General features: G+C 64.4%; 1 pseudogene. It reads left to right on the forward strand.

Going from position 1 to position 638, the window contains the following annotated elements:
* Window positions 1–549, forward strand: a pseudogene (locus OX89_RS12485) (IS5-like element ISDisp1 family transposase); the annotation flags it as partial.
* Window positions 550–638 lie beyond the last annotated feature (89 nt).

Below are 638 nucleotides of genomic sequence, written 5' to 3' on the forward strand. Positions count from 1 at the left end.
CAGGAGCGCTGCAACGACACCCACGAGAGCACCACGGACGCCGATGCCCGGCTGTTCAAGAAGAGCCAGGGCGACAAATCCCGCCTGTGCCACATGGGGCACATCCTCATGGAGAACCGCAACGGGCTGATCGTGGATGTCGAGATCACCCACGCCAGCGGCACGGCCGAGCGCGAGGCGGCGCTGGCCATGTTGGAGCGTCGGGGCAACAGGAACAAACGGGCCACGGTCGGTGCCGACAAGGGCTACGACAGCAAGGCCTTCATCAAAGGCTGCAGAAAGCTCAAAGTCACGCCCCACGTGGCGGCCAAGGACAAACACTCGGCGGTGGATGCGCGAGTGACACGGCACGAGGGCTACAAGACCAGCCTGAAGGTGCGCAAGCGCATCGAAGAGGCCTTTGGCTGGATCAAGACCGTCGGTGGTCTGGCAAAGACCAAGCTGATCGGTCAGGCCAAGCTCACGGGCCAGGCGCTGCTGTGCTTTGCCACCTACAACCTTGTGCGAATGGGCAGCATCGGCGGCTGGTGGGACGCGCATCATGCGTGAGCCCAGGGATACGTGCGCCCGAAATGGGCGGGAGGGCCTGCAAACCGGCCAGATGGGCCGTTGCAATCGCTGCGCAGACGCGTCTGGGC

It is taken from the genome of Diaphorobacter sp. J5-51, from assembly GCF_001023515.1.
GTDB classification, from domain to species: Bacteria; Pseudomonadota; Gammaproteobacteria; order Burkholderiales; family Burkholderiaceae_C; genus Diaphorobacter; species Diaphorobacter nitroreducens.